This window comes from Streptomyces sp. BBFR2 (assembly GCF_044497305.1).
Classification (GTDB): Bacteria; Actinomycetota; Actinomycetes; order Streptomycetales; family Streptomycetaceae; genus Streptomyces.
Window position 1 is genome coordinate 2,671,302 of sequence record NZ_CP172415.1, and the last position, 25,069, is coordinate 2,696,370.

Consider the following 25,069-nt stretch of genomic DNA (forward strand, 5'->3'; position numbering starts at 1 on the left):
TTCGTCGTCGTCCTTGGTGCTCCCCTTCCCTTCCCCCGGCCCGCCCGCCCCGCCCTCCGCCCGTGCTCCGCCGTTCCCCCTCACTCCACCCGTACTCCCAACTGAGACGCGAACGACGGCGCCAGGTCGAGGAGTTGGGCGGGGCTGATGACGGCGCCGGCGAGGCCGTCGATGCCTCGGGTCACGTCGAGGGCGGCGGCGCCGCGCAGATCGACGTCCTTCATCCGGACGCCGGTGAAGTCGGCGCGGGCGATCGTGCAGTCCTCGAAGGTGACGCGCTCCAGCTCGGCGCCGGAGAAGTCCGCCTCGACCAGGACGCAGCCCTCGAAGAGCACGTCCCGCAGCTTCGCGGTGCGCAGATTCGGGAAGTCGATCTTTCCGCCGCGCACCACGACCCGCTCCAGCACCGCGCCGTGCAGTTGCGTACCGCCCAGCCGGGCATCGGTGACCTCCACATCGCGCAGCGATGCCTGGGAGAGGTCCGTACCGACGCCCCGTATGCCGCTCAGCACGGTGTCGATGAACCGCGCGCGGCTCAGCACCGTCTCGTCGAGAGCGCAGCGGCGGAGCGTGCAGTCCATGAACCGGGCGCCGCGCGCCGACTGCCCCGCCGCGTCGACATCCGTGAACTCCAGCCCGTCGTAGTCCCCTTCGGGCTCCAGCTCGCCGCCGCCGTACGCCGTCAGCTCAGGCAGCCTCACCTCCGCCCGGCGCACCGCCCGGACCGTCTCCGTACGCCGCCCTGCCATGCTCCACCGCCTTCCGTCCGCCGCCCGCGCGCCCGCGGCCCGCCCGCCGGGCGCGGCGACACCCCCGTGACCGCCGCGCCCGGACGGCCGGCCGCGCGCACCGTGCGTGCGCCCAACCGCCATCTGCCACACATCGTGAACCACACCACTGACAATCCCCGCCGCCGAAGGCTCCCCCACGGCGCCATCCGCCCGCCACCGCCACCCCGGAACCCGCCCTGACCTGCGGTGAAGACCTGAGAAAAGTGATTCCGGGCCGCCCCGGATGCCGCACCCCCGCCGCCCGGCCGGGCGCCCGCCCCGTCCACGAGGACGCCGGAGAGCCCGCGCGACACCCCGCACCCGTACCGCGACCGGCCCGCCGCACGCCTTGTCCGCCGAGCCCTCTCTCCGCGCCCGCGCCGCCGCCCCGTACCCGTTCGCCCGCCCGCACCGGCACCAACACAGCCACAGACGCGGATACGGGCGGGCCCCGTGCCCCGGCGCCGCTACCGCACCAACGCCATCTCCCGCTCCGTGGTGTTGAGGCGGCGGCCGCCCGTCTCCGTGCACAGGACGATGTCCTCGATGCGGACGCCGAAGCGGCCCGGCAGGTAGATGCCGGGCTCGATCGAGAAGCACATACCGGGGACGAGGGGCAGGTGTTCGCCCTCCACCAGGTACGGCGGTTCGTGGGTGGTGACGCCGATGCCGTGGCCGGTGCGGTGGATGAAGTACTCGCCGTATCCGGCGGCCTTGATCACCCGGCGGGCGACGCGGTCGATCTCCTGGCACGCCACCCCGGGGCGCACCGCGTCGAACGCCGCCTGCTGCGCCTCGCGGACGATGTCGTGCACCGTGCGCTCCTCGGCGCTCGGCTCGCCGACGTGGACCGTACGGGTGGTGTCGGAGCCGTAGCCGTCCTTGAGACCGCCGAAGTCCAGTACGACCATGTCACCGTCCTGGATCACCCGGTCGCCCGCGTGGTGGTGCGGGTTGGCGCCGTTGGGGCCGGAGCCGACGATGGTGAAGTCGACCTGACTGTGGCCGTGCCGCAGCAGCAGCCGGCCGAGATCCTCGGCCACCTCCCGCTCACGGCGGCCGGCGAACGGCAGCCCGAGGATGTCGTCGTACGCCGCGTCCGCCGCGGCACCCGCCGCCGCCAGCCGCTCCGTCTCGTACGCGTCCTTGACCGCCCGCAGCATCGGCAGCGCCTCGGACAGCGCGCCGTAACCGCTCTCCGGCAGGGCCCGCTGGAGGCCGAGGAGGTGCAGCGCCCAGGTGGCGTCCGAGACGCCGTACCGGCCCTTCGGATCGAGCCACTTCGCCAGCTCTCCGTAGGGGTCGGTGCCGTCGCCCCACCCGGTGGCGGTGAGGGCCGCGGCGCCCGGGGCGGCCTCGGCATCCGGCTGTTCCAGGGCGGGCACCAGCAGCCGCGGCCGGGCACCGGGGGCGAGGAAGAGGGCGGTCAGCCGCTCGGTGACCGCCGTGACGTGGTAGCCGCACAGCCAGCCCAGATCCGGGCCCGGCGTCACGATCAGTCCGTCGAGTCCCGCCGCGGCGGCCGCGGCGGCGGCCCGTTCCATCCGTTGCCCGTAAGCGTCACGCGTCATGGAGGTCACCATGGCCGCAATCTACGCCCGCCGCTCCGGGGCCCGCACCCGCTCGGGACGGGCATTTTCCGGGCCGCTCCCCGCCGGCCACCGGCGCGAACACCTCACCCGCACGCCCGGCGCGGCCATCCGGGGACGCGCCCCTGATGGGGGCTCCGGCACGCCCCCGGGTACGCCTACCCCCTCGGCTCGGTGAAGCGGAGGTTGTTGCCGAAAGGGTCGCGCAGCCCGCAGTCCGTCCCGTAGGGGCGCTCGGTCGGCTCCTGAGTGAACTCGACGCCCCTCTCCCGAAGCGTCTCGTAGGTCCTGCGGCAGTTGTCGGTGGCGAGGATGAGCCAGCCACCCATCGCCCCCTTGGTGACCAGGTCCCGGACCTGGGCAGCCGTCTCCTCGGACATCGCCGGGGCACCCGGACGCTCCAGGAGGATCTGCCGCTCCGGGTGCCCGGGCACGGCGACGGTCAGCCACCGCATGAACCCCAGATCGATGTCGGCGGCGGCCTCCAGGCCGAGCTTGCCGACGTAGAAGTCGAGGGCTTCGTCCTGGTCGAGGACGTAGAGCTGCGAGTGCGTGATGGCATTGAACATGCCCTCAACCTACGGGCGGGAGTGGCCGGAAACTTCTCCGGAACTGCGCTCTTACGGGCGGCGCGCTCTCCCCTCCGCCCGGAGACGGTCGCGCCCCTCTCACCGGACGGGCCGCGTCCACGCCATGGCGAAACACGTCGGCACGCTCGCCGCCACCGCGTCCCTGCGGTCCTTGCGGTACGTCCTCGGCGACCGTCCGACGATCTCGCGGAACGTCCGGCTGAACGTACCGAGGCTGCCGAAGCCGACCTCGTAACAGATGCCGGTGACGCTGCGGTCGGTCTCCCGCAGCAACGACATCGCCCGCTCGACCCGGCGTCGTTGCAGGTAGCGGTGGGGGGTCTCACCGAAGGTGGCCCGGAAGGTGCGGGCGAAGTGGGCCGGCGACACATGCGCGATCCGTGCCAGCGCCGGTACGTCCAGCGGCCGCGTGTACGCACGGTCCATCGCGTCCCGCGCCCGCAGCATGCGCCGGTTGCGCTCCTCCACGGCCTCTCTCATGGGGACATCAGAGCACGGACGTCGGCCCCGAGGCGCTCTTGCCGCGGCCTCCCGGCGCCTCCACCGTGGAAGGAAGCCGCCGGTCACGTCGGCGCCATGAGGGGGGAGCGAGCCACGGTGGACTCTGTCAGCGGGTGGGCACGGGGAATCTTCGGTGAGGTGGCCGGCGCGGTGGCGAAAGCCGTCCCGGCCTGCCTCCGCCGGGCACACGAGCGGGCCCGGAACGGGCAGGAGGGGGTCCACACCCAGACGTTGGAGGCGTACGGGCACGGTCTGCACGCTGTCCAGTACGAGGAACTGGCCGCCGCACTCGCCCCGTACGGAGACCCGGTGCGCCTCCAGGGCCGCACCCTCATGCTCGTCAGCGGCCACCTCCTCTACCCGCTCCGCTACGCGGCGAAGGACGTACCCGTCACCGCCGCCCGGCTGCGGAGCGCCACCGGTTTCCGGGCCGAGCTGATCCGGCGCCACGGGCCGGAGCCCCAGCAGTTGGCGCTCGACCTCGCTCTGGGGCCGGAGCCCGTACCCGACGTCCCGCCCGACCTGGCACTCCTGCCGGAGGACGTCCGCCTGGTACTCATCGCGTACGCCTGCTCGTTGGAGCGCGGCGTCATGCGCGCCGAATGGGGCGACGCCGAGCTGCGCCGGGAGGACCGCTACCTCGTGTGGCACCACCACGAACCGCTCCTCGGCGGCTGACCGACCCGGCCCCGGCACGGCCTGCGGGAACCAGGCCCGTACGCCGGAGACCGGGCCCGTACGACGAAAGCCGGGCGCGATCGACTGATCGGCCCGGCCATCAGAGATCAAGCACAGCCACGAAGTACGCGCGCCGGAATCCGGACGGAAAAAGGGCGGGCGGTAGGTAAGGACGGGCGGAGAAGGCCCGAAGCAAGCGGGCAGAAAAGCCGGGGAAGCCCCGAAGGACACGCCCGCACCGGCACAGCCCACGCAAGCCGCACCCCCAGACCACACAGGCGCTCCGCACAGAGAAGATCCGGCATGAGGGGGCCCGGCTCACCCGGGCGCCCCCACTCAGCAACAGCGCGCCCCCAGGTCAGAACCGCTCCCGCGCCAACCCCCACGTCTGCAACACATACGCCCGGCCCTTCTCCTCCCCCTCGATCAGCGGCACATCGAGCAGCCGGAAGCCCGCCCGGGTCGCCACCGCCACACTCGCCGCGTTCTCCGCCTCCAACTCCAAAATCACCTGCTCCGCGCCCAGTTCCTCGAAGGCGTAACCAGCCATCACCCGCACCGCCCGCGCCGCCAGCCCCTGCCCCCGGTGCGCCGGCCCGATCGCGTAACCCAGTTCCGTCCCTTCGGGGGCGCGCCGCAGCATCACCTCACCGAGCGGCGCGCCGCCGTCCACCGTGACGGCCAGCAGGATCGCCGTGCCGTCCGCCCGCAACCGCCGCGCCCGCTCCAACCGTCCACGGGCGGCCTCCTCATCGAAGGGCGAGACGATCGGCGTCCAGTACGCGATATCCGGGTGGTCGAACAGCGCCGGCATCCCCTCGCAATCCGCCTCCTCCCAGTCCCGCAGCACCAGCCCCTCCCCCGAAATTTCCATCCGCTCGGGAAAAGCCGGCGTGGCATCACTACTACTCATCAGGGCAAACCTCCTGGCCTTTTCAAGAACGAGGCAGGGTAACCGGAAAGGTCCGGTGGCGAGAGCCCGATGTACGCCCATGCCTTACCCACCCGCACAAAAAGCTCTCCCGGCGTCTCTTCTGCGCAATCTTGATGGGTGACGCCGACGTCGCGAAGGCAGTTCCGCGGACCGGGATCACCCCGACACGCTGGACGCCACGGGCACCACACCTCTGTATCTGGCCTCCGTCAACGGAGAGGCGGACATCGCCCGCCTCCTCCTCAGAGCCGGCGCCTCACCCGACGCCGAGAGCAGCGGATTCGGCGCCGAGGGCGCTCCACTGTGCGCAGCCGCCTGCTGGGGCCATACCCCAACGGTGCGCGCACTCCTGCCCCACGGCGCCGACCTCACTCGCGCGAAGACCACGGCACCGGCCGCCCCCCCCTGGAATGGGCCTCCGCAGGCCCCCACCGGAAACCGCCGCACTCCTCACCGCAGCGGAATCCGCCACCCCCCGGGAACGCCCAAAACCTGTAAGAAGCGGTATCTCCTGCTGCCGCGAGCCCCCTGTTCCAGCCCCGCGCCGGCAAATGCGCGCGAGGGCCACAGTGCTACCGGTTTCCCTCCGGCCGAAGCAGGGGAACGCCCGAGACGAATTCAGTCGACTCAAGGAATTCCAGAAGAACGGGTTAACGCATCGCTCCCCCGAAGCCCGGCTACCACCCGGCCCAAGCGCCAACAGGAACAGCCCGATGCGCGAACGGCACACAATCGCGGCACCCCACTGCCCCCGACCGGCTCGACGGCCGTCACCGGGCGAGCCGCGACAATGCCACCCGGCACCCCATCACCCACGCAAAAGGCCCCGGACCAGAAGTCCGAGGCCGATCACCGGGCCCCCACGCAACAAACCCGCAGGTCATAAGGCCCAAGCTCAGAGCCCCCTGTCGGATTCGAACCGACGACCTTCGCTTTACAAGAGCGGTGCTCTGGCCAGCTGAGCTAAGGAGGCGTGCGGGAGCAGTGTACCCAGGCGGGGTGGGTGCCGGTCGCCATTTCGTGACCTCTGGGGTGCTGACACCCGGGATCGCCGCGGGTAGCGTCGCGCGGGGCCCGCGGTTGTGGGCCACGCCACTCCTTTACTCGGATCGTCCGGCACGTTCCTGCCGGTGAAGGGACACATCATGGCTACGGTCACGTACGACCAGGCAACCCGTATCTACCCGGGTTCCGACAAGCCCGCCGTCGACAAGCTCGACATCGCCATCGAGGACGGGGAATTCCTCGTCCTGGTCGGTCCGTCCGGCTGCGGTAAGTCGACCTCGTTGCGGATGCTGGCGGGTCTTGAGGACGTCGACGGTGGCGCGATCCGCATCGGCGACCGTGACGTCACGCATCTGCCGCCGAAGGACCGGGACATCGCCATGGTGTTCCAGAACTACGCGCTGTACCCGCACATGACGGTCGCCGACAACATGGGCTTCGCGCTCAAGATCGCCGGGGTGCCGAAGGCGGAGATCCGGCAGAAGGTCGAGGACGCGGCGAAGATCCTCGACCTCACGGAGTACCTGGGCCGTAAGCCGAAGGCGCTCTCCGGCGGTCAGCGTCAGCGCGTCGCGATGGGCCGGGCGATCGTCCGCGAGCCGCAGGTCTTCCTGATGGACGAGCCGCTGTCCAACCTCGACGCCAAGCTCCGCGTCCAGACCCGTACGCAGATCGCCGGACTCCAGCGCCGCCTGGGCATCACCACGGTGTACGTCACCCACGACCAGGTCGAGGCGATGACGATGGGCGACCGGGTCGCGGTCCTCAAGGACGGGCTGCTCCAGCAGGTCGACTCGCCGCGGAACATGTACGACCGGCCGGCGAACCTCTTCGTCGCCGGGTTCATCGGCTCGCCGGCGATGAACCTCGTCGAGGTCCCGATCACCGACGGCGGCGTGAAGTTCGGCAACAGCGTGGTGCCGGTGGGCCGGGACGCGCTGGCCACGGCGGCGGACAAGGGCGACACGACGGTCACCGTCGGCGTGAGGCCCGAGCACTTCGAGATCGTCGAGCAGAACGGCGGCGCCGCCAAGGCACTGTCCAAGGAGACGTCCGACGCCCCCGCCGGTCTGGCCGTGACGGTCAACGTCGTGGAGGAGTTGGGCGCCGACGCGTACGTCTACGGGACCGTCGAGGTCGGCGGCGAGCCCAGGGACCTGGTCGTCCGGGTCAACGGCCGCCAGGTGCCGGAGAAGGGCGCCACCCTCCACGTCGTCCCGCAGCCGGGCGAGACGCACGTCTTCTCGACGTCGTCGGGCGAGCGCCTCGCGGACTGACCCGACTCCGTTACGCGGCGGACCGGTTGGCCGGTCGCGGTGTTCCTCCGCCGCGGCCGGCCGCTCCGTTTTCCGCGCCCCCGCTCCTGCGGGCGGGGGCGCGCGACGCGTGGCGGAACAGCCGCTCCGCCGCCCACCGGTGGCGCCCGGAAGGGGGCCGCGCGCCCCCCTTCGTCAACATCGCGCCTGCCCCGACCAACCACCCCATCCCTCGATAAGGTGACGCAATGTCGCCATATCATCACCGCTCGCTACCATCGCGACCGTGAACTCCGCAGCGCGCCGTATCGGCAGAACTCTCGCCCTCGTCCTCCCCGTCGTCCTCGTCCTCTCCGGGACGCTCGCGGTCACCAGCGTCCCGTGGGCCTCGAAGTCCGCGGACACGCAGTTGCTGACCGCGTCCAGCGGGAAGACCGCCACCAAGTCCGCCCCCAAGGCCCCGCAGGACGTCCTCCGCGACCGCCTGCTGCTCGAACTCCAGGAGAAGGACCCGGGGGTGGCGCTGACCCACCTCCAGCGGGCCACCACGGAGCGGCCGTCGCTCGCCAAGCACTGCACGTCCATCGCGCGGGCGCTGGGCCGGGCCGCCGTCGCCAAGTACGGCGCCGGGCACCGGGCGCAGGCGTTCTCCCGCCCGGTGTGCGACACCTCCTTCGCCTCCGGCGTCGCCACCGCCCAGTGACCGACGCTCGCACCGCATAGGGTGCGAACCATGACAGTCGCCCCGTATCCCTATCCGACGCAGGCCGTTGTCCTGGCCGGTGGCCAGGGCTCGCGCCTGCGGCCGTACACCGATGACCGGCCCAAGCCGATGGTCGAGATTCCCGGCACGGGAACCCCGATCATCGGCCACCAGCTCACCTGGCTCGCCTCCGAGGGCGTCACCGACGCGGTGGTCTCCTGCGGCCACCTCGCCCACGTCCTGGAGGACTGGCTGGCCGAGGCCGACCTCCCGCTGAACGTCACGACCGTCATCGAGACCGAACCCCTCGGCCGCGGCGGCGGCCTCAAATACGCGGCGGCGTCACTGCCCCGCCCGGACGAGCCCTGGTACGCCACCAACGGCGACATCTGGACCCGCTTCCCGCTCACCGAGATGGCCGCCTTCCACCTGGAACGCGGCGCGGAGGCCACCCTCGCGCTGGCCCGGCCGCGGATCCCCTGGGGCGTGGTGGAGACCGACGAGTTCGGCCATGTCCTCGACTTCATCGAGGCGCCGCCGTCGCCGTACCTCATCAACGCCGGGGTCTACGTCTTCTCCGCCGCCTTCACCGAACTGCTCCCGGACCGCGGCGACCACGAGCGCACCACCTTTCCCCGGCTCGCCCGCGAGCGGCGGCTGGCCGGCTACCCCCTCCCGCACGGCGCGTACTGGCGCGCCATCGACACCACCAAGGACCTCACCGAAGCTGCCAAGGAGCTGGGCGCGACGGAGAGTTGAGCGCGGCCGGTTTGCCGGAACGGCAAATCCGTATCGGGGCCGCCGGGCCGGTGCCGCATCCTGACGCGACCGACGTCCCCGGGAGGACCGATGCCGCAGCCCGTACCGACACCGCAACCGCAGTGGACCCACCGCCTGGTGGACACCCCCGGCGGCCGCTTCCACCTCGTCGAGCAGGGCAGCGGCCCGCTCGTACTGCTCCTGCACGGCTTCCCGGAGTCCTGGTACTCCTGGCGCCACCAGCTCCCGGCGCTCGCCGCGGCGGGCTACCGCGCCGCCGCCCTCGACCTGCGCGGATACGGCCGCTCCGCCCGGCCCGCGGCCGTCGAGGCGTACGACATGGCGGCGTACGTCGCCGACAACGCCGCCGTGATCCACGCCCTCGGCGCCCGCGACGCGGTCCTCGTCGGCCACGACTGGGGCGCCCCGATCGCCGCGCACACCGCACTGCTGCGGCCCGACATCTGCTCCGCCGTCGCCCTGCTGAGCGTCCCGTACGCGCCGCGCGGCCCCGTCCCGCCGTCCGAAGTCTTCGCGATGCTCGGCGGCGACGAAGAGTTCTACGTCCGGTACTTCCAGGAGCCGGGCCGCGCCGAAGCGGAGATCGAACCGGACATCCGCGCCTGGCTCGCCGGTTTCTACGCCTCGCTCTCCGGCGACACCATGCCGCAGTCCACCGGCCACTTCTTCGTCCCCGAGGGCGGCCGCCTCAGCGACCGCTTCGTCCGCGACCGCACCCCCGCCTGGCTCGGTGAGACCGAACTCGACCGCTACACCGCTGAGTTCACCCGTACGGGACTGACCGGCGCGCTCAACCGCTACCGCAACGCCGACCGCGACTGGGCCGCCACCGCCGGCCTGGAGGGCGCCCCGATCCCCCAGCCGTCGCTCTTCATCGGCGGCACCGAGGACCCCTCCACCACCTGGCTCGCCGACGCCATCGCCGCCTTCCCCACCACCCTGCCGGGCCTCACCGCCACCCATCTGCTGGACGGCTGCGGCCACTGGGTCCAGCAGGAACGCCCGGACGAGGTCAACCGTCTGCTGATCGCATGGCTGCGGGGGCTGCCGGACGCCTGACGCGCCCTCCCGCCCGAGGCCCGCGGCCCGGCCGTCCCCTTACGAGAGCGGCCCCCGCGGACGGTTGCTCTCCGTCCGCGGGGGCCGTTTCGTGGTGCCCGGCGGGGGTCAGCCCAGCAGGCCGCCCAGGGCTCCGGTGTGCTCCTTCGGCTTGCCGGCGGGCGTACCGCCATCGCCGGAGCCGGTGGTTCCGCCGCCCGTGCCGCCGGACGACTGCGCCGGGGCCGTCGACGCGGCCCCGGTCGAGGGGGACTGCTGCGGGGCGCCGGTGGTGGCGGCGGTACCGGGCTGCCGGTCGGCACCGCTGGTCGCCCCGGCCGTCGGGGAGCTGCTGCCCGCGGTCGAGGACGGCGTACCCGTCGGCCCCGCGGTGTGCGCGGCGCCCGGCCGCGGCGTACCGGGACGCTGCGGGACGGCGGTGCGGGTCTGCTGCGGGCGGGTCGCCTGCCGGTGCGGGCTGGGCAGCGGCCGGCCGGGCAGGTTGTTGATCGCCGGTTCGCCGGGCCGCGGGACGGAGGTGACCGTCGCCGACCGTACGGCGCCGCCGAGCACCGAGCCGACCAGCAACGTCAGCCCGGCGATCACCGCGGTCATCGCCGCACCGCGGCGCAGCACCCGGCGCCGCAGGTCACCGACGTCCACACGGGGGCCGAGCCGCCGCCACGCCTCGCCGGCCAGCCGGGCGTCGAGGGAGTACACCGGGGCGCCCGCGATGACCAGCGGACTCCAGGCGGCGAGATAGATGATGTCGGGCGCGTCGTACGCGGGGACGCTGCGCCAGGTGACGGTCATCAGCAGCACCGCGGAGAGCAGTGCGCCGAACGACGCGGCGAGCCGCTGCCACAGCCCGCAGATGGTCAGCACCCCGACCACGACCTGGAGGAACGCGACGGTCAGCCCGGCGCCCACCGGGTGCCCGAGCGCGAAGTCACGCAGCGGGACGGCGAGCGCCCACGGCTCCAACGACGACAGCCACTTCACCATCGAACCGCGCTCACCGCCGTCGAAATAGACGGGGTCGCAGAGCTTGCCCATGCCCGCGTAGATCGAGATCAGGCCGAGGAAGATCCGCAGCGGCAGCAGGACGACGCCGAGATTCATCCGGCGGCCCGGGTAGTACGCGTGGCGGACGCTGTCGCCGCCCCGGCGCCGCCCGGAGGCGTCGTAACTCTCCCGCGCCTCGAAGCGGTCCTCGCCGCCGCCCCCGTAGGCGTCGTCGTACGCCTCGTCGCGCCCGCTGCCGTACGCCGCCTCCCGGCCGGTGCCGGTGATCGGACCGTACGGGTCGTAGGGGCCGCCGGGGCGCACCGGGCGGAGCAGCGTGGTGTCGGCCTCGGCGGGGCCGCGCTGGCCGATGACGGTCGGGCCGGTGTCGGGCACGCGCGGCAGGAGCTGGGTCGCCGCGGCGTCGTCGCTCTCGTCGGTGTCCAGGCCGATGCCGGCGGTGCGGACGGCGCGCAGGAGCTGGGTGGTGGCGCCGGACGAGCCGCCCGGCTCGGTGCGGCCGCTCCACACCACGGGCGCCCGGCGGCCGCCGCCCCGCGCGCCGAGGACGGGGGCGCGGGCCCCGGCCCGGCCCACGACGGGCGCGGCGAGCTGTACGCGGAAGCTGGCGTGGTTGACGATGACCTGCGCGGGATCGCACGGCACCTTGACCGAGCTCAGCGGCGGCTCGTCATCGAAGCCCGGCGAGCGTCCCCCCGTAGGCATGCGGGGTGTTCTGGTGTCCACGCTCATCTAACCGAGTGACGAGCGGTTAAGACACTGCCTTGACCTGGCCGATCTGTCCGAGACCCGTCAAAAAATCACAGGATCGCCGGGAGTCGTACGGAGCGTCACGCCTTGCCCTGCGACTCCGTACGGCGGGTCCGCCGGGCGCGGGCCGGAGCCCGGCGCCCGGCGGTCCGCGCTCAGCCGCGGCGGCGCGCCGCCTCCCACAGGACGACACCGGCGGCGACACCGGCGTTCAGCGACTCGGCGCCGCCCGGCATCGGGATCCGCACCCGTACGTCGCAGGTCTCGCCGACCAGCCGCGACAGGCCCTTGCCCTCGCTGCCGACGACGATCACGACCGGGCCGTCCAGCGCCTCGACGTCCTGGAGCTCCATCTCACCGTCGGCGGCCAGCCCGACGACCATCAGCCCGGCCTTCTGGTACTGCTCCAGCGTCCGGGTCAGGTTGGTCGCGCGGGCGACCGGCGTACGGGCCGCGGTGCCCGCCGACGTCTTCCACGCACCGGCGGTCATGCCGGCCGCCCGGCGCTCCGGCACGACCACGCCGTGGCCGCCGAACGCGCAGACGGAACGGACGACCGCGCCGAGGTTGCGCGGGTCGGTGACGCCGTCCAGCGCCACGATCAGCGGCTCCTCGCCCTCGTCGAACGCGGCGGCCGCCAGGTCCTCGGGGTGCGCGTAGTCGTACGGCGGCACCTGGAGGACGAGGCCCTGGTGGTTGAGGCCGTTGGTCATCCGGTCCAGCTCCGGGCGGGGCGCCTCCATCAGGTTGATGTCGCCGCGCTGGGTGGCGAGCTGGAGCGCCTCGCGGACCCGCTCGTCGGAGTCGATGAACTGCTGGACGTAGAGGGTGGTCGCGGGCACGCCGTCGCGCAGCGCCTCGAAGACCGGGTTACGGCCGACGACCAGCTCGGCCGTGCCCTTCGCGCCACCGCGCCGCGGCGCGGGACGCCGGGCCGCGGCGTGCTTGGCCTTGGCGTTGGCGATGCGGTTCTTGACATGCCCCTTGCGCGCGGAGGCGGGCGGCGTCGGGCCCTTGCCTTCGAGGCCCTTGCGCCGCTGGCCGCCGCTGCCCATCTGCGCGCCCTTCTTGTTGGACGTGCGGCGGTTCCTGCGCTGGCTGTTGCCGGCCATGGGTCACCCGTTTCTTCACTGCGCTCGACGTCTCGCGACGTGGAGTGGATACGTACGTATGGATTGAGTGTCGCCCGCGGCCGCCGGGGAGGGCGAATCCGGACGGCGCCGGAGGCCACGGCGGACGGTGCCGCCGTGGCGTGCGACGCGATCAGGGCAGCGCGGCGGCGCGGCGCCCCGGGCCGGTCACGACAGCGACCAGCGCGGGCCCGACGGGGTGTCCTCGATGGCGAGCCCGGACTGCTGGAGCTGATCGCGGATGGCGTCGGCGGTGGCGTAGTCCTTCCGCCCTCGGGCGGCCTGCCGCTGGTCGAGGACGAGGCGGACCAGCGAGTCGACCACGCCGTGCAGGTCATCGCCGCGCTCCGCGCCGCCGCCGGCCCACTGCTCGTCGAGCGGGTCGAGGCCGAGCACGCCGAGCATCGCCCGCAGCTCCGCGAGGCGGGCGACCGCCGCTTCCTTGTCGTCGGCGGTCAGCGCGGAATTGCCCTGCCGGACGGTGGTGTGCACGATCGCCAGCGCCTGCGGGACACCCAGGTCGTCGTCCATCGCCTCGGCGAAGGCGGGCGGCACCTCGGTGGCGGGCTCGACCGTTCCGGCCTTCTCCACGACGCGCTGGACGAAGCCCTCGATCCGCGCGAACGCCGACTCGGCCTCGCGCAGCGCCTCCTCGCTGTACTCGATCATCGAGCGGTAGTGCGGGGTGCCGAGGTAGTAGCGCAGCACGATCGGGCGCCAGCGCTTGACCATCTCGCTGACCAGCACGGAGTTGCCCAGCGACTTGGACATCTTCTCGCCGCTCATGGTGACCCAGGCGTTGTGCGCCCAGTACACCGCGAAGTCGTCACCGAACGCCTTCGCCTGCGCGATCTCGTTCTCGTGGTGCGGGAAGACGAGGTCGACGCCACCGCCGTGGATGTCGAAGGCGCTGCCCAGGTACTTGTGCGCCATCGCCGAGCACTCCAGGTGCCAACCGGGACGGCCACGGCCCCAAGGCGTCTCCCAACTGGGCTCGCCCTCCTTGGCCGCCTTCCACATCGCGAAGTCCCGCGCGTCCCGCTTGCCGGTCTCGCCCTCGCCGGACGGCTGCCGGAGGCTGTCCAGCTCCTGGTTGGACAGCTCCAGGTAGCCGGGGAAGGAGCGCACGTCGAAGTAGACGTTGCCGTCGGCGGCGTAGGCGTGGCCCCGCTCGATCAGGCCGCGCATCATCTCGATCATCTCGGGGATGTGGCCGGTGGCCCGCGGCTCGTAGGTCGGCCGCAGGCAGCCGAGCGCGTCGTACGCCTCGTTGAAGGCGACCTCGTTGGCGTACCCGATCGACCACCACGGGCGGCCCTGCTCGGCGGCCTTCTTGATGATCTTGTCGTCGATGTCGGTCACATTGCGTACGAACGTCACGTCGTAACCGCGGTAGCTGAACCAGCGGCGCATGATGTCGAAGTTCAGGCCCGACCTGATGTGCCCGATGTGCGGCGCAGCCTGCACCGTCGCGCCACAAAGGTAGATCGAGACACAGCCCGGAACGAGCGGGGTGAAGTCACGGATCTGCCGGGCGCTGGTGTCGTACAGGCGAATCGTCACGGAACCAGGGTAGTCGGAACGAGAGAGTGCCCCGCGCCCCCGGGGGACGCAGTTTCCGAAGCGTGACGCTCACCCGTTCCTCTCCGGATCACCGCACGCGCACTGGGCCACGTACAGGACCACCGGGAGCCTCCCCCGGCCACGGCCGCACACCGGCCCCGGCAGCGGCCTGCCGTTCGCTCAGATGCGGCCCACCACCTTGCGCGGCGTGATCCGTACGACCACCTGCCCGTCCTCCTCCGCCAAGGCGGGACGGAAGTCGGCGTAGTCCTTCCCGGTGTACTTCCGCGACAGCTCGTCCATCAGCTCGCGGCCGCCCTCGGTGGTCAAGGTGGCCGTGCCGCGTATCTCCGCGTACAGGTAGGGCGCGTCGGCCGGCTGGACGAGGACACCGATACGCGGGTCCCGCCGGAGGTTCTCGGCCTTGCGGCGGCCGAGCGTCGTGAAGAACAGCAGCTCCTCGCCGTCCCGCTTCACCCAGACCACGGAGAGCTGCGGGCTGCCGTCCGGCTGGACCGTGGCCACGGTCACGAACACCGGGGTGTCGAGAAGCTTCTTCAAGTCGTCGGAAAGGGTGGCGGTCACGACGGGTCCTTCCAGGGCGGCGAGCCGGGCACGGTCACTCCGTCCCTTCCCCAACTCCCCGCCGCCCAACGACATTCCCGCCCTTGTCAGGGAGATGCCGGGGCTCCCCGTAGGGGTCACACCCCGCACCGGCTCCCCGCCTCCGGGATCACCCCTACGGGCTCATGCCACGAACGGGGCAGGCCCTCCGCACGGCGTCCAGGCCGGGGCCCGGTCACGCGGCGACGCGCCACCCGCCGCACCGATCCGGCGCCGCGACCGCCCCGGCCGGACCGCGCGCCACCGGATCACCGTCCGAACCGGACCGGCACCGCACGACAGTCCGGCCGGGACCCCGCCGAACGCCACCGCGCCCCGGCCGCGGCCCCCGGCCCCGCTCTCACCCCGTACGGACCACCAGCGCCGTGGCCACCGCCGCGAGACCCTCCGCGCGGCCGGTGAGGCCGAGGCCGTCCGACGTCGTCCCGGACACCGAGACCGGAGCGCCGACGGCGGCGGACAGCGCCCGCTGCGCCTCGTCCCGCCGCTTGCCGATCTTCGGGCGCACGCCGATGACCTGCACGGAAACATTGCCGATGGCGAACCCTTCAGCCCGTACGATGCGCGCCGCCTCGGCCAGCAGCGTCACGCCGGAGGCACCGGACCACTCGGGCCGGTCGGTGCCGAAGTGCGCGCCCAGGTCACCGACCCCGGCGGCGGAGAACAACGCGTCGCAGGCGGCGTGCGCGGCCACATCCCCGTCGCTGTGCCCGGCGAGCCCGTACTCCGCGCCCTCCCACAGCAGCCCGGCGCACCACAGCTCCCGCCCCCGCTCGAAGGCGTGGATGTCGGTGCCGATCCCGACGAGCGGCATCCCGGGCAGCCCCACCGGGCCCCCCGCCCCCGCCCCGGAACGCTCGGCCGGCTCAGACATACCCATCAGTGGCCCTCCTACGGGCGAGTACGGCCTCGGCCAGGACGAGGTCCAGCGGCCGGGTCACCTTGAACGCTTCCTCATGACCGGGGACGACGACGACCGGCGCCCCGAGCCGCTCCACCAGCCCCGCGTCGTCGGTGGCACCCTCACCCTCGACGGCCGTGTCATGCGCCTTGAGCAGGGTCTCCCGGTCGAACCCCTGCGGCGTCTGCACCGCGCGCAGCAACGCCCGCTCCGGGGTACCGGTCACCGGCTCCGCCTCGCCCTTGGGCCGCGGATCGACCTGCTTGACGGTGTCGGCGAGCGGCAGCGCCGGAACGACGGCGGGGGCACCGGAGCGGACCGCGGCGATCACCGTGTCGACGGTGTCGGCAGGCACCAGCGGCCGCGCCGCGTCATGGACGAGGACGACGTCGATGCCGTCGGGCAGCGCGTCGAGCCCGCGGCGCACCGACTCCTGGCGGGTCTCACCACCAGGCACCACCAGCAGCTCGGCACGCCCGAAGGAATGCTCGTCGAGAAGGGCACGCACCTCGGGCGCGCCGTCCGGCGGCGCCACCACGACGACGTGGGAGACCGCGCGGGACGCGGCCATCGCGCGGACCGCGTGGACCAGCATCGGAGTGCCGCCGAGCGCGCGCAGCGCCTTGGGGGCACCCGGCCCGAGACGGACACCGCGACCGGCCGCGGGGATCACCGCGGCGGTACGGAGCGGACGGGAAGGATCTGACATCGAGGGCTCCGGAGTCCGGGAGGTCCCGGAATTAAGGCAGACAGGTTTGTTATCGCGGCTGACGTGGGTATGGCCTCACCGTGCCGGGCGCCACGCCTCAACCGCCCCTTCCGTGACAGTGGTCGAGGCAGTCGTTCGAGCCCGGCACACCACCTTCGCCGCCCGGCGGGCGTCAGCCGTCCCGGGAGCGGCCGCTCGGACACAGAGGTGTCTCGGACACAGAGGTGCGGAGCGCAGATATGCCGCAGCGCCCGGCAACAGATCCTCCCGAAAGGTTCGGATCGTCATCGGGCACCGCGGCATCACTGCGTGCTCATCACTACGGCGCGTCGTGCGCGCCGCTCACCACGCCGGTCCGTCCGTGTCGTCGCACGGAGCGCTGCGGCGCGGTCTGCGCGTCGTCAGGACGCGAGGACCTCGTCGAGCAGGGCCTCGGCCTTGTCTTCGTTCGTGTTCTCCGCGAGGGCGAGCTCGCTCACCAGAATCTGACGCGCCTTGGCGAGCATCCGCTTCTCGCCGGCGGACAGTCCGCGCTCACGCTCCCGGCGCCAGAGGTCGCGCACCACTTCGGCGACCTTGATCACGTCACCGGAAGCGAGCTTCTCAAGATTCGCCTTGTAACGACGGGACCAGTTCGTGGGCTCTTCTGCGTATGGTGCGCGGAGCACCTCGAAGACCCGGTCCAGCCCGTCCTGGCCGACCACGTCGCGCACACCGACGAACTCCGCATTGTCCGCTGGTACGCGAACCGTGAGGTCGCCCTGGGCGACCTTCAGCACCAAGTAGGTCTTGTCCACGCCTTTGATCTGGCGAGTTTCGATGGCCTCGATCAGCGCGGCCCCGTGATGGGGATAGACCACGGTGTCGCCAACCTTGAACGTCATGTGACAGGTACCCCTTCCGTGGCTATCCATGCTAACACGGGAACGGACCGTTCTGAATGGCGTTTTCGCAGGTCAGGGCATATCTCGGGGCTTGACAACAGTGGTCGCGTCGTGCTGCGCCGGGGCCCGGAATGCGGGTATCCGCAGGTGAGAGGCGTTTCTCCGAGGGACGGAAACATGCCCGCGACGAGGCTGTGAGGCCCGGCCCGACGGGACGAAAGGCCCGTTTTGCACCGATCCGTATGAGCGACTTCCGCTACTCCGTTCGGTCTCCGCCGTTCTTCCGTACGGGTTTCTGGAATTGATCACCTTCCGGTGTGCCGACCGGGTGATCAATTCCGTGGACGGATGATTTTCTCGGCGAATACTTCTTTCACCGGGGAACCGCATGGAATCCGGCCGCCCGGGTCCGGTAACACCCTCGTCATGCATATTCTCGTCACAAAACATGCGCTGCCACACCCCGCGGAAGACACATCCGGAAGGAGTGGTTCCGGCGCGTCGGGACGGCCCGTGATCGCTCGGGGGGCGGGTCGGGTGCGGCGGCGCGGAGGCGGCTCGGTAACCTAGCGGCGCTGACACACCCTTAGGGCGGCTTTACGTACCCGTCGACCGTGACGCGTACGCTGCGCCGCCCCAGCCGTCCATCCGCGACCGGACGCCGTTCGGCCGCCGAAGCTCGTCCAAGGAGATGCCGCCGCCGTGAGCCGCAGCCTTCGACGCGGCGTCCTCGCCGCCACCGTCCTCACGCTCTCCGTCGCCTCGCTCTCCGCGTGCGGCGCCGGGAACGACGCCCAGACGCTGGAGGTCAAGCCGGACAACGCCGCGACCGCCGTCGGCGACATCAAGGTCCAGAACGCGAACGTGATCACCCAGCCCGACCTGAAGGCCAAGGGTCCGGCCGCGGTCACCGCGACGGTGTTCAACAACGGTTCGCAGGACCAGAAGCTCGACTCCATCACCCTGCCCGGCACCGGCGAGACCGCCGAGCTGAGCCCGGCGAAGGGCGGCAAGGGCCCCGTCACGGTGCCCGCCGGCGGTTCGCTGGTGCTCGGCGGCAAGGGCAACGCGACGGCGGTCCTGGCGAACGGCCGGGAGGCCGTGCAGGACGGCAACGCGCAGAACGTGACCTTCAGCTTCAGCAAGACCGGCAAGGTGCAGATCGCCGCGCTGGTCGTGCCCGCCAACAGCTACTTCAAGGAGTACGGCCCCGAGGTCGTCCCGCAGCCCGGCACGACGCCGACCGGGGCCGGTCAGCCGTCCGAGAGCGGCAAGCCCTCCGAGTCTGGCAAGCCGTCGGAGCCGGGCAAGCCCTCGGAGTCCGGTAAGCCTTCCGAGTCCGGTAAGCCCGGCGGGCAGGGCGAAGAGGCGCACTCCGGGCACTGAGCCGCCCGCTCGCACCGCGAACGCCGCTGGGGCGCTTCTCCGATCGGAGAAGCGCCCCAGCGGCGTTCCGGCGGCCGCCCCGGAGGGCGGCCGGGCCCGGTCACGGCTCGAACTTGTAGCCCAGACCGCGGACGGTGACGAGGTAGCGCGGGGCGCCCGGGTCCGGCTCGATCTTGGCGCGGAGGCGCTTGACGTGCACGTCGAGCGTCTTGGTGTCGCCCACGTAGTCGGCGCCCCAGACGCGGTCGATGAGCTGCATACGGGTCAGCACACGGCCGGCGTTGCGCAGCAGCATCTCCAGGAGGTCGAACTCCTTGAGGGGCAGGTCGACCTTGCCGCCGCCGACGGTGACGACGTGGCGGTCGACGTCCATGCGGACCGGGCCGGCCTCCAGCGCCTGCGGGGTGACCTCCTCCGGCTCGCCGCGGCGGCGCAGCACCGCGCGGATCCGGGCGACCAGCTCGCGCGAGGAGAACGGCTTGGTGACGTAGTCGTCGGCTCCTATTTCCAGGCCGACGACCTTGTCGATCTCGCTGTCCTTGGCGGTCACCATGATGACCGGGACGTTGGAGCGGCCACGCAGTTGGCGGCAGACCTCCGTGCCGGGCAGGCCCGGCAGCATCAGGTCGAGCAGGACCAGGTCGGCGCCGTTGCGCTCGAACTCGTCCAGGCCGTCGGGGCCCGTCGCCGCGATGGCGACCTCGAAGCCCTCCTTGCGGAGCATGTACGACAGTGCGTCGCTGAACGATTCCTCGTCCTCGACGACGAGCACTCGGGTCACGGAAGGACCTCCGGGGCGGGGTGAGCGGGAAGTGGATCGTTGAAGGTCTCGTACGGGCGGTCCTCTTCGTCGAGGCCCTCCGTAGCGGGGTGGCCGTCGGGCCGTTCGCGGTCGCGTACGGCGCCGGCTTCCGGGAGGCGCAGGGTGAAGGTGGAGCCCTGTCCCTCAGCGCTCCACACCGTGACCTCTCCGCCGTGGGAGGCGGCCACGTGTTTGACGATGGCGAGGCCGAGGCCGGTCCCGCCGGTGGCGCGCGAGCGCGCCGGGTCCACGCGGTAGAACCGCTCGAAGATGCGGTCCCGGTCCTTCTCGGAGATGCCGATGCCCTGGTCGGTCACGGCGATCTCGATCAGGTCGCCGCCGGGCGCGGAGACCCGGCGGGCGGCGATCCCGACGCGGGTGTGCGCCGGGGAGTAGTTGACGGCGTTCTCGACGAGGTTGCCGAGGGCGGCGGCGAGCTGGCCGCGGTTGCCCCAGACGTGCAGGTCGGGGACGGGCAGCGGGCGGCGGGCGCCCTCGCTCTCCGCGGTGGCGCCGGAGGGGACGCCCATGTTGGAGGCCATCGTGATCTGCTTCGTACCGGCCGGCTGGCGGCAGCGGTCCATCGCCTCGGCGACCAGCTCCTTGACCGCCACCGGCTCGGCGTCCTCCAGCGGGTCGTCGTTCTGGACCCGGGAGAGGTCGATCAGCTCCTGGACGAGGTTGGTCAGGCGGGTGGCCTCGTTCTGCATGCGGCCGGCGAAGCGGGTGACGGCCTCGGGGTCGTCGCTCGCGTCCATCACCGCCTCGGAGAGCAGGGAGAGCGCGCCGACCGGGGTCTTCAGCTCATGGCTGACGTTGGCGACGAAGTCCCGGCGGACCGCCTCGATACGGCGGGCCTCGGTGAGGTCCTCGACGAGGAGGAGCACCAGCCGGGAGCCGAGCGGGGCGACCCGGGCGGAGACCGCGAGGGTGTCGCCGCGGCCGGTGCCGCGGCGCGGCAGATCCAGCTCGACCTGGCGTATCTCGCCGTCGCGGCGGGTGTCGCGGGTCATCTGCATCATCGGCTCGACGGCGAGCTTCCCGCCGCGGACCAGCCCGAGGGCGTACGCGGCGGAGCTGGCCTTGACGACGGCGCCGGACTCGTCGAGCACGACGGCGGAGGAGCGCAGGACGGAGAGGACGGTGTCGACGCCGGGCGGGAGGACCGCGTCGGTGTGCAGGGAGGTGCGGGTGGGTTTGACCTGGTCCCGCTCGCTCCAGCGGAACGCCAGCATGGCGAAGACGCCGGTACCCAGACCGGCGATCGCTGCCACTGCGGCGAAGGCCGCGTCCACGTTCATGACTCCAGGTTATGCGGCAGGTCCGACACTTCCCCAGCCGTCCGGGTGTCTGCTCGAACACCCGTCGCCCAGAGTTCACCGTGGCGTCAGAGGTGGTTCATTCCGGAGGGCACATATCGGCCGTTCAGGGGACTTGCCGGTCACTTCCGGGCACCGCGGTGACGCCGGACGGCTCCGCGCGCCCTCCCGGAAGCGCCACGTCACGGCCCGGAGCCACGCCCGGACGGCCGCTCCGCGCGCCGCACCGGCCGTGGCCGCGTCGCCCAGAGTTCACCTTGAGGCCGTCCGTGCTTCATCCCCGATGGCACCGCTCGTCGTGATGTCCGCGCACTGTGAGGCCGTGCGGATGCGGGCGCGCAGCGGTCCCGCAGCGGCGCACGGCCACAGCGCCGGCGCGGTCCGCCGGAGCCATCGCTTCCGGTGACCGCTCCGGAACCGGCGCCCGGACGATCCTCCGGAACCGGTCCGGACCGCCCGGGACCCTCTTCCCCGGGCCCCGGGTGGCCCGGCGGACTCTTCGCGGAGTCCGGTCCGTACGCACACCGTCCGTGGGAGCGTGGGAGCGGAACGTGTGTGCGTACCGTCCGCGCCCCCGTTCGTCCACGCCACCACGATGCGAGAGAAGGTCACAGATGCGGGACGCGTACCACGAGGAGCTGGATTCGATCGGCGAGGGCCTGGTCGAGATGGCCCGGCTCGTCGGCTCCGCGATCGGGCGCGCCACCACGGCGATCCTGGACGCGGACCTCAAGCTGGCCGAGAGCGTGATCGCCGCCGACGAGAAGGTCGACGATCTCCAGCGCGATCTGGAGGCCCGGGCGATCACCCTGCTCGCCCGGCAGCAGCCGGTCGCCACCGACCTGCGGATCGTCGTCACCAGCCTGCGGATGAGCGCCGACCTGGAGCGCTCCGGCGACCTCGCCCAGCACGTCGCCAAGCTGGCCCGGCTGCGTTTCCCCGAGACGGCCGTACCGCGTGACCTGCACGCCACCATCCTGGAGATGGGGCAGCTCGCACAGCGGCTGATGGCGAAGGCGGGCGAGGTCATCATCACCAAGGACGTCGATCTGGCGCTCCAACTGGAGCAGGACGACGACGCGATGGACCGGCTGCACCGCGCGCTCTTCCAGCACCTGATGGACGACCGCTGGAAGCACGGCATCGAGACGGCCGTGGACGTGACGCTGCTGGGCCGCTACTACGAGCGGTTCGCCGACCACGCGGTCTCGGTGGCGAAGCGGGTCGTCTACCTGGTGACCGGTGAGCACGCCGACGAGATCGCGCCGCCGACGGCGGTCGAGGGCGCGTGACCCGGTGAGGGTCCCGGGGGCGGTCCGACCGGTGCGGCGGCGCCGGCCGGCCGTCCCCGGGTGCCGGTGGTGTGCGCCGGGGCCGTGTGCCTCCACGCGCCGTTGACGCGCCGCTGTGCGCGGGACTGGAATGGCGGCAGGTGATCCAGAGGAGGCAGTCATGGCACGCAGCACGGAGAACCACGACACGACATCCCGCACCGAACAGGTCCCCGGCGAACGTCCCCGCCTGCCGCTGCTCGGCGCATGCGGCTGCGGCGCCGGATGCAGCTGCGGCTGCCAGGGCGGCGCGCCCTGCCAGTGCGGCGGCTCCTGCGGCTGACATCCGGGCGGCCGCCCGGTGAGCACGACGGCCCCGCGCACCTTCGGGTGGGCGGGGCTTTGTGGTGGGCGGGGCTTTGTGGTGGGTGGGGGCGGGGCGGGGGACGGTGTGCCGGGTTGTCAGCCCCTGTGATGGGGTGAGTAGTGATCTTGAACGGGACCACGGCAAAGGGGAGCCATGACCGAGGCGCAGGAGCCCGACGTCAGGAAAGAGAAGAAGAGCGACTTCACGTGGACGGACTGGCTGGAGGGCGCGCTGATGCTCGTGGTCGCGGTCATGTTCCTGATGTGGTGGCTCAAGAAGTAGCGCGCCGTCGCCCACAGCGGGCCCTGGTACGCCTCACTCCCCCGCCCGCCGGAAAACCGTGGGTGAAGGCCGAGGGTGGCACGGCCGGGGCAGCGCCCGGTCGGCCCATCGGTCCGTACGAGGCCGGGCCCGGCCGGCCCGCAGGTCAGGGGTGCGGCGGGTCACCCGTACGGTCGTAAGCTGGCGGCGCGGCGGGCCGGGGGGCCCGCGGGATTTCGCATCAGGGGGAACGCACACGCCATGCCGCAGCCGACCGACGCGCACACCACAGATGCCTTGATCCAGCACCGCAGGGAGATCGCCGACCTGCAGCAGCGCATCAAGAACCGGCGCCTTCAGGTATTCGGGCTGTACGCCACGCCCATGCTGCTGGCGCTGACGCCGGTGGTCTGGGTGGCGCTGAATCTGCTGTTCTGGCTGCGTACGGATATGCCGGGGGCGCTCAAGGACACTCTGGAAGGGCTGCTCGTCGCCCTGGTGATCGCCACGCTGGCGCAGTTCGCGGCCGAGTTCTTCTTCGAGCTCTGGGAGGACGCCCGCACCCCGCTGAAGAAGCTGAAGCTCGATCTCGAACTCACCGAGGAGCGCCGGATCCTGGAGGCGCGGCGGCTCACGCCGCCGACGGTGGAGCGGCAGGCGTCGTACAAGGAGCGCATCCCCGGGGAGGTCGCCCGGCTGCGCAGGGAGTCGCGGCACTACCGGCGGGTGCATCTGGTGATGCAGTGGCTGCTGTTCCTGAGCTCGGCCGCGATCTCCGCGGTCACCGCCTGGTTCGACCCGCCGCAGCCGGCGAAGGGTGCGCTGATCGCCCTCGCGTTCGTCGTCACCGTCGTCACGGGCGCCGCCGGGTACTTCAAACCGCGGGAGCGTGCCTTCAACCTCCAGCAGACGGCCGACACCATGGAGCAGCACAGCACCGCGCTGGAGCTGGGGATCGCGCCGTACGCCGGGCCGGACGAGCGGGAGAACCTGGAGGCGTTCGCCACCACCGTGGAGGAGCTGCGCGCGGATCAGCGGATGCGTGAGCAGCAGCTCGATCAGCCGCAGCAGGGGCAGCAGGACGTGATCTGACGGCCCAGGAGTGACACCAAGCCCCCTACCAGCGGGAAAACCGCAGGCAGGGGGCTGGTTGCTGCGGGGATTACTTCTTCTTCCCCTGGTTCTTCACCGCTTCGATGGCGGCCTTGGCGGCCTCCGGGTCGAGGTAGGTGCCGCCGGGGGTGACGGGCTTGAAGTCGGCGTCCAGCTCGTAGGAGAGGGGGATGCCGGTGGGGATGTTGAGGCCGGCGATGTCGGCGTCGGAGATGCCGTCGAGGTGCTTGACCAGGGCGCGGAGGCTGTTGCCGTGCGCCGCGACCAGGACCGTCTTCCCGGTGAGCAGGTCGGGGACGATGCCGTCGAACCAGTACGGGAGCATCCGGACGACGACGTCCTTGAGGCACTCGGTCTGCGGGCGCAGCTCCGGCGGGAGGGCGGCGTAGCGCGCGTCGTCGAACTGGGAGAACTCGGCGTCGCGGGCGAGGGCCGGCGGCGGGGTGTCGTACGAGCGGCGCCACTTCATGAACTGCTCCTCGCCGAACTCGGCGAGGGTCTGCGCCTTGTCCTTGCCCTGGAGGGCGCCGTAGTGGCGCTCGTTCAGGCGCCAGCTCCGGTGGACCGGGATCCAGTGGCGGTCGGCTGCCTCCAGGGCCAGTTGCGCGGTGCGGATGGCGCGCTTCTGGAGGGAGGTGTGCACGACGTCGGGGAGCAGACCGGCGTCCTTCAGCAGCTCTCCGCCGCGGACCGCCTCCTTCTCGCCCTTCTCGTTGAGGTTGACGTCCACCCAGCCGGTGAACAGGTTCTTCGCGTTCCACTCGCTCTCGCCGTGGCGGAGGAGGATCAGCTTGTACGGTGCGTCGGCCATGTTTCCGAGCCTAATCGACGCCCGGCCGGGGATCGCTCCGAGGCCGGGCCGGGCCCGGCGGGCGCCGGTGCCGGGGCGAAGCCGCAGGTGGGCGGGGCGCGGTGGGGCGGGCGCCGGGCCGGACGGCCGCCGGGTGCGGGGCGGGGCCGGCTTCCGGCCGTCCGGTGGCGCCCGGCCCCGGGACGCTTGACGGTTCCCGTCAATTCGTTGGTCGCGGGGCCGGTAGCTCAGTAGTTTTCGGTGGAGGGCGGCGCCGGAAGAGGCCGCTCCGGTCAGGTGCCGTGCGCGGCGCCGTCACTCGTTCACCA

At 72.1% G+C, this 25,069-nt stretch carries 25 protein-coding genes, 1 tRNA gene and 1 pseudogene; 11 read left to right on the forward strand and 16 right to left on the reverse strand.

Annotation, left to right across the window (positions count from 1 at the left end):
• Positions 1 to 80: 80 nt before the first annotated feature.
• From ACGH2B_RS10145 to ACGH2B_RS10160, 4 genes are all read right to left on the reverse strand, one after another.
• A complete protein-coding gene (locus ACGH2B_RS10145; protein WP_399087216.1) occupies positions 81 to 749 on the reverse strand; it encodes a pentapeptide repeat-containing protein in 669 nt (222 codons plus the stop codon).
• Between the two features lie 488 nt (positions 750 to 1,237).
• Positions 1,238 to 2,341 carry a M24 family metallopeptidase gene (locus ACGH2B_RS10150; RefSeq protein WP_399087218.1) on the reverse strand — a complete coding sequence of 368 codons (1,104 nt, stop codon included), beginning with the start codon at positions 2,339 to 2,341 and terminating at the stop codon, positions 1,238 to 1,240.
• Positions 2,342 to 2,517: 176 nt separating this feature from the next.
• Positions 2,518 to 2,928 carry a VOC family protein gene (locus ACGH2B_RS10155; protein ID WP_399087220.1) on the reverse strand — a complete coding sequence of 137 codons (411 nt, stop codon included), beginning with the start codon at positions 2,926 to 2,928 and terminating at the stop codon, positions 2,518 to 2,520.
• 99 nt (positions 2,929 to 3,027) lie between these two features.
• Entirely contained in the window at positions 3,028 to 3,429 is a 402-nt protein-coding gene (locus ACGH2B_RS10160; RefSeq protein WP_399087222.1) for a helix-turn-helix domain-containing protein, read from the reverse strand.
• A gap of 117 nt (positions 3,430 to 3,546) precedes the next feature.
• Between ACGH2B_RS10160 and ACGH2B_RS10165 the strand changes: the two genes are divergently transcribed.
• Entirely contained in the window at positions 3,547 to 4,128 is a 582-nt protein-coding gene (locus ACGH2B_RS10165) for a hypothetical protein (protein ID WP_399087224.1), read from the forward strand.
• Between the two features lie 358 nt (positions 4,129 to 4,486).
• Here the strand turns inward: ACGH2B_RS10165 and ACGH2B_RS10170 are convergent, their stop codons facing one another.
• Complete coding sequence (locus tag ACGH2B_RS10170; RefSeq protein ID WP_399087226.1) at positions 4,487 to 5,041, reverse strand: GNAT family N-acetyltransferase; 555 nt, start codon at positions 5,039 to 5,041, stop codon at positions 4,487 to 4,489.
• A 134-nt stretch (positions 5,042 to 5,175) separates the two neighbouring features.
• Here ACGH2B_RS10170 and ACGH2B_RS10175 point away from each other — a divergent pair.
• Positions 5,176 to 5,523: pseudogene (locus tag ACGH2B_RS10175) on the forward strand (ankyrin repeat domain-containing protein); the annotation flags it as partial.
• A 438-nt stretch (positions 5,524 to 5,961) separates the two neighbouring features.
• Here ACGH2B_RS10175 and ACGH2B_RS10180 read toward each other — a convergent pair.
• Positions 5,962 to 6,035 (reverse strand) — tRNA-Thr (locus ACGH2B_RS10180).
• A 172-nt stretch (positions 6,036 to 6,207) separates the two neighbouring features.
• Here ACGH2B_RS10180 and ACGH2B_RS10185 point away from each other — a divergent pair.
• The 4 genes from ACGH2B_RS10185 (at position 6,208) to ACGH2B_RS10200 (ending at position 9,865) form a co-directional block, all read left to right on the forward strand.
• The gene (locus tag ACGH2B_RS10185; RefSeq protein ID WP_399087228.1) at positions 6,208 to 7,344 is read left to right on the forward strand and encodes an ABC transporter ATP-binding protein; all 1,137 of its coding nucleotides are present in this window, start codon (positions 6,208 to 6,210) and stop codon (positions 7,342 to 7,344) included.
• A gap of 265 nt (positions 7,345 to 7,609) precedes the next feature.
• The gene (locus ACGH2B_RS10190) at positions 7,610 to 8,026 is read left to right on the forward strand and encodes a hypothetical protein (protein ID WP_399087230.1); all 417 of its coding nucleotides are present in this window, start codon (positions 7,610 to 7,612) and stop codon (positions 8,024 to 8,026) included.
• 30 nt (positions 8,027 to 8,056) lie between these two features.
• Positions 8,057 to 8,785 carry an NDP-sugar synthase gene (locus ACGH2B_RS10195; protein ID WP_399087232.1) on the forward strand — a complete coding sequence of 243 codons (729 nt, stop codon included), beginning with the start codon at positions 8,057 to 8,059 and terminating at the stop codon, positions 8,783 to 8,785.
• A 90-nt stretch (positions 8,786 to 8,875) separates the two neighbouring features.
• Positions 8,876 to 9,865: an alpha/beta fold hydrolase gene (locus ACGH2B_RS10200; protein WP_399087234.1), complete on the forward strand. Its 990-nt coding sequence runs from the start codon at positions 8,876 to 8,878 to the stop codon at positions 9,863 to 9,865.
• 108 nt (positions 9,866 to 9,973) lie between these two features.
• Here ACGH2B_RS10200 and ACGH2B_RS10205 read toward each other — a convergent pair whose 3' ends face one another.
• From ACGH2B_RS10205 to ACGH2B_RS10235, 7 genes are all read right to left on the reverse strand, one after another.
• On the reverse strand, positions 9,974 to 11,575 hold the full coding sequence (locus ACGH2B_RS10205) for a DoxX family membrane protein (protein ID WP_399087236.1): 1,602 nt from the start codon (positions 11,573 to 11,575) through the stop codon (positions 9,974 to 9,976).
• Between the two features lie 200 nt (positions 11,576 to 11,775).
• Positions 11,776 to 12,732 carry a 23S rRNA (guanosine(2251)-2'-O)-methyltransferase RlmB gene (rlmB, locus tag ACGH2B_RS10210; RefSeq protein WP_399087238.1) on the reverse strand — a complete coding sequence of 319 codons (957 nt, stop codon included), beginning with the start codon at positions 12,730 to 12,732 and terminating at the stop codon, positions 11,776 to 11,778.
• 186 nt (positions 12,733 to 12,918) lie between these two features.
• Positions 12,919 to 14,313, reverse strand: a complete 1,395-nt coding sequence (gene cysS, locus ACGH2B_RS10215) for a cysteine--tRNA ligase (RefSeq protein WP_399087240.1) — start codon at positions 14,311 to 14,313, stop codon at positions 12,919 to 12,921.
• A 180-nt stretch (positions 14,314 to 14,493) separates the two neighbouring features.
• On the reverse strand, positions 14,494 to 14,898 hold the full coding sequence (locus ACGH2B_RS10220) for a PPOX class F420-dependent oxidoreductase (protein ID WP_399087242.1): 405 nt from the start codon (positions 14,896 to 14,898) through the stop codon (positions 14,494 to 14,496).
• A 379-nt stretch (positions 14,899 to 15,277) separates the two neighbouring features.
• A complete protein-coding gene (ispF, locus tag ACGH2B_RS10225) occupies positions 15,278 to 15,811 on the reverse strand; it encodes a 2-C-methyl-D-erythritol 2,4-cyclodiphosphate synthase (protein WP_399096891.1) in 534 nt (177 codons plus the stop codon).
• Positions 15,804 to 16,547, reverse strand: coding sequence for a 2-C-methyl-D-erythritol 4-phosphate cytidylyltransferase (gene ispD / locus ACGH2B_RS10230; RefSeq protein ID WP_399087244.1), 744 nt, complete (start codon positions 16,545 to 16,547; stop codon positions 15,804 to 15,806). The genes ispF and ispD overlap by 8 nt, the downstream gene beginning before the upstream one ends.
• A 401-nt stretch (positions 16,548 to 16,948) precedes the next feature.
• Positions 16,949 to 17,431 carry a CarD family transcriptional regulator gene (locus tag ACGH2B_RS10235; RefSeq protein ID WP_003953493.1) on the reverse strand — a complete coding sequence of 161 codons (483 nt, stop codon included), beginning with the start codon at positions 17,429 to 17,431 and terminating at the stop codon, positions 16,949 to 16,951.
• Between the two features lie 702 nt (positions 17,432 to 18,133).
• Between ACGH2B_RS10235 and ACGH2B_RS10240 the strand changes: the two genes are divergently transcribed.
• Positions 18,134 to 18,817 (forward strand): copper chaperone PCu(A)C, encoded by a 684-nt coding sequence (locus ACGH2B_RS10240; protein ID WP_399087246.1) that lies wholly within the window; start codon positions 18,134 to 18,136, stop codon positions 18,815 to 18,817.
• A gap of 100 nt (positions 18,818 to 18,917) precedes the next feature.
• Here ACGH2B_RS10240 and ACGH2B_RS10245 read toward each other — a convergent pair whose 3' ends face one another.
• Both ACGH2B_RS10245 and ACGH2B_RS10250 read right to left on the reverse strand, forming a co-directional pair.
• The gene (locus tag ACGH2B_RS10245; RefSeq protein WP_030288822.1) at positions 18,918 to 19,598 is read right to left on the reverse strand and encodes a response regulator transcription factor; all 681 of its coding nucleotides are present in this window, start codon (positions 19,596 to 19,598) and stop codon (positions 18,918 to 18,920) included.
• Positions 19,595 to 20,920 carry a sensor histidine kinase gene (locus tag ACGH2B_RS10250; protein WP_399087248.1) on the reverse strand — a complete coding sequence of 442 codons (1,326 nt, stop codon included), beginning with the start codon at positions 20,918 to 20,920 and terminating at the stop codon, positions 19,595 to 19,597. Before ACGH2B_RS10250 ends, ACGH2B_RS10245 begins: the two co-directional genes overlap by 4 nt.
• Positions 20,921 to 21,552: 632 nt before the next feature.
• Between ACGH2B_RS10250 and phoU the strand changes: the two genes are divergently transcribed.
• From phoU to ACGH2B_RS10270, 4 genes are all read left to right on the forward strand, one after another.
• Positions 21,553 to 22,230, forward strand: coding sequence for a phosphate signaling complex protein PhoU (phoU, locus tag ACGH2B_RS10255; RefSeq protein WP_143940600.1), 678 nt, complete (start codon positions 21,553 to 21,555; stop codon positions 22,228 to 22,230).
• A gap of 160 nt (positions 22,231 to 22,390) precedes the next feature.
• Positions 22,391 to 22,552 carry a hypothetical protein gene (locus ACGH2B_RS10260; protein ID WP_399087251.1) on the forward strand — a complete coding sequence of 54 codons (162 nt, stop codon included), beginning with the start codon at positions 22,391 to 22,393 and terminating at the stop codon, positions 22,550 to 22,552.
• 177 nt (positions 22,553 to 22,729) lie between these two features.
• Complete coding sequence (locus ACGH2B_RS10265; RefSeq protein ID WP_399087253.1) at positions 22,730 to 22,858, forward strand: hypothetical protein; 129 nt, start codon at positions 22,730 to 22,732, stop codon at positions 22,856 to 22,858.
• A gap of 240 nt (positions 22,859 to 23,098) precedes the next feature.
• Positions 23,099 to 23,929 carry a DUF4231 domain-containing protein gene (locus ACGH2B_RS10270; RefSeq protein WP_399087254.1) on the forward strand — a complete coding sequence of 277 codons (831 nt, stop codon included), beginning with the start codon at positions 23,099 to 23,101 and terminating at the stop codon, positions 23,927 to 23,929.
• Between the two features lie 70 nt (positions 23,930 to 23,999).
• On the opposite strand, the gene ACGH2B_RS10275 is transcribed toward ACGH2B_RS10270, so the two are convergent.
• Positions 24,000 to 24,761: a phosphoglyceromutase gene (locus ACGH2B_RS10275; protein WP_399087256.1), complete on the reverse strand. Its 762-nt coding sequence runs from the start codon at positions 24,759 to 24,761 to the stop codon at positions 24,000 to 24,002.
• Between the last annotated feature and the right edge of the window lie 308 nt (positions 24,762 to 25,069).